Here is a 2,886-nt window from a genome sequence, read left to right as displayed (position 1 = left end):
TCGCGCGGCGGCGTTTTTGCCGCTCGGGCTTTCGGGCCTTGAGCGCAAAAGAGGGTTATTGGGCGAGGGTGGCAGTTTTGTTTATCGCGCTACCGCTCCGCTACTTGAGCGCCAGTTCGGGTTACTGCTCTAGCGCAGCAACTTCTGGGCAACCTCGGCTTATCGGGCTTGAGTGATAGCGGCGCGATTTCGCTGTTTTCCCGGAAATTCCCTGTTTTGCGGGAATTTACAGCGAAATCCGCGAATTTTGCCGGCTGTCGGAGTCACGCATGACCCTGAAAAGGCGTGGTTTTCCGAGGCTTTCGGTCGTTTTCCGCGCAAATTCCCTGCGTTCGAAACAGGGAACTCGCGCAGGCATAACAGGGAATTCATTCGCGCATAACTGGGAATTCGTCCGCGGCGAGCAGCGAAGCGCCTTTGGGCTGGAAGCGGCGATTTGCGGCAGCCGGCGAACGGCCGCGCAGGCCAGGAAACCGAACCGGAACAGGGAAAAAACGTCATTTGAAAGACGAAAACAGGCCCTGACGCGTGTTCCTCCGGTCCGGACTCGCACAATAAAGAAGCAATTTCAGGTACTTGATGCCGGGCCGGGACGGTTTTCCTGTTATTCGCCGGAACAGGCGATTAATTCGACGTAACAGGGGCTTTAATCGCTCGTAACAGGCGATTTAATCGTCCGGAACAGGGCAAGTCCGCCCGTCGCTCGATCACTCGCGATCGTTCGATCGTATCGCGGGATTGGCCCATTGCCAGATCCCGGCTCATGCCAATCTGACAGCCTTTGCGCTGCTGTCGCGCACCCGATGCCGAAGGCGTTCCAATCGCTCTCGGCCTGCGCCCGGATCGGTCGTCGAGCCACCAACTTCAAAAAGTTGTCCACAGGTGCCCGGAACTCGTTCCGGGGCGCGAAAAATTGCGATACAGATCATCGTACACCGGTGCGACCTTTGCGCACATGTCCAAAGGAGACCGGTGATGTCCTCTAATTCCAATGCGCGCTCATCGATTGTTGAACGCGAAAACTCCCCCGCTGGCGCGGGCGGGAATTGCCTGCCCCGCGCGGTGGTCGAGACGCCCATAACGGCCCTCACCCCCTCGCCCCGCAACGCGCGGACCCATTCGCGCAAGCAGATCCGGCAGATCGCCGAGAGCATCAAACGCTTCGGGTTTACGAACCCGGTTTTGGTCGATGACAAGCTGCGGATCATCGCCGGTCATGGCCGCCTCGAAGCCGCGAAACTGCTCGGCATGACCGCGGTCCCCACCCTTACCCTCTCGCACATGAGCGAAGCGGAGCGTCGAGCCTACATGCTTGCCGACAACAAGCTCGCGCTCAATGCGGGCTGGGATCCGGAAATCCTCGCGATCGAGATGCAGGCGCTGATCGATCTCGACTTCGATGTCGAGCTGACCGGCTTCAGCCTTGCGGAAATCGACTTCGCCATCGGGGCTGCTGCGGAGGCCGATCCCGCCGCCCGCGATGCGCCCGAGGACAATATCCCGGAGCAGCGGCCGGTCGCCGTATCTCGCAGAGGCGACATCTGGCAGCTGGGCGAGCATCGCCTCATCTGCGGCGATGCCCGCTCGGAGGCGGACTTCGCTGCGCTGATGGAAGGACGCCGCGCCGACCTCGTCTTCACCGATCCGCCTTACAATGTCCGGATCGACGGCAATGTCTGCGGCAAGGGCGAGGTCAGACACCGCGAGTTCGCCTTCGCCAGCGGGGAGATGAGCGAGGACGAGTTCATCCGGTTCCTTACCGATACGCTTGGCAATGCCGCGGGCGTGATGCGCGACGGCAGCATCGCCTTCATCTGCATGGACTGGCGCCATATGGGCGAGCTGCTGGATGCCGGTCGATCGGTCTTCACCGAGCTCAAGAACCTCGTCGTCTGGAACAAGACCAATGGCGGGATGGGCACCTTCTACCGGTCGAAGCACGAGCTGATCTTCGTCTTCAAGCAGGGCGAGGCGCCGCACACCAACACGTTCGGCCTGGGCGATACGGGTCGCTACCGCACGAATGTGTGGGACCACCCGGGTATCTCCTCGATCGGCACAGCCCGCGCCGAGGAACTCGCGATGCATCCCACGGTCAAGCCGGTGGCGCTGGTTGCCGATGCCATTCTCGACTGCTCGCGCCGCGGCGAGATCGTGCTCGACTGCTTCGCGGGTTCGGGCTCGACCCTGATCGCCGCCGAGAAGACCGGGCGCAGGGCAAGGCTGATCGAATACGATCCCCTCTACTGCGACACGATCATCAGGCGCTGGGAGGCCTATACCGGTCGCAGCGCCAACCACGTCGAGAGCGGAGAAACGTTCGAGCTTCGCGAGGAGAAAGCCCATGCCTGATCGCGACGACGACGAATACGTCGGCTTTGGTCGGCCGCCGAAATCGGGGCAGATCCGCCCGGGCGAGCGCAGGAATCCTAACGGGCGTCCCCCGAAGAAAAGGCCTGATCCGGAGACCAGCCCCGAATCCGAGCTCGACCGCATTATCGAAAGCGTCCTCGGCAAGACGATCGCAATAAGCGAAAACGGGGTCCGCAGGGACGTCAAGGTGATCGAGGCGATCATGCAAAGGCAGGCCGCCGATGCGCTGAAGGGCAGCCAGGTCGCCCAGCGAGACGCGATCCGGCTGCACCGAGAATCTGAGGCCCGCGCGGCGAAACGTGTCAAGGCCGCGGAAGAAGCCGAACGGCGCAGGGCCGAGGAACGCGCCGCAGAAGAAGCGAGCTGGCGTCGCTACCTACGGGAACTGAAACATACGCAGCAGAAGAAATGGACCGACGCGCTCGCTGCGGGCCGCGACGAACCCGAAGATCCCTGGCCCCACCCCGATGACATCATCCTCGGCAGGAGCGGTTCCACCTATCGGATCAGGGG

General features: G+C 62.1%; 2 protein-coding genes. Both read left to right on the top strand.

Going from position 1 to position 2,886, the window contains the following annotated elements:
- The first annotated feature begins 975 nt into the window (after positions 1-975).
- A complete protein-coding gene (locus tag V2I30_RS06995) occupies positions 976-2,352 on the top strand; it encodes a site-specific DNA-methyltransferase (RefSeq protein WP_330661397.1) in 1,377 nt (458 codons plus the stop codon).
- Positions 2,345-2,886: DUF5681 domain-containing protein (locus tag V2I30_RS06990; RefSeq protein WP_330661395.1), on the top strand; the 542-nt coding region annotated here is incomplete at its 3' end. The genes V2I30_RS06995 and V2I30_RS06990, both read left to right, overlap by 8 nt.

The organism is Erythrobacter sp., from assembly GCF_036351135.1.
Taxonomy (GTDB): Bacteria; Pseudomonadota; Alphaproteobacteria; order Sphingomonadales; family Sphingomonadaceae; genus Erythrobacter.
This window is presented reverse-complemented; position numbering and strand designations above follow the sequence as displayed.

Excerpts from the sequence above, each read along its gene's own strand:
- V2I30_RS06995 (WP_330661397.1), top strand. The coding sequence starts at position 976 with ATGTCCTCTAATTCCAATGCGCGCTCATCGATTGTTGAACGCGAAAAC.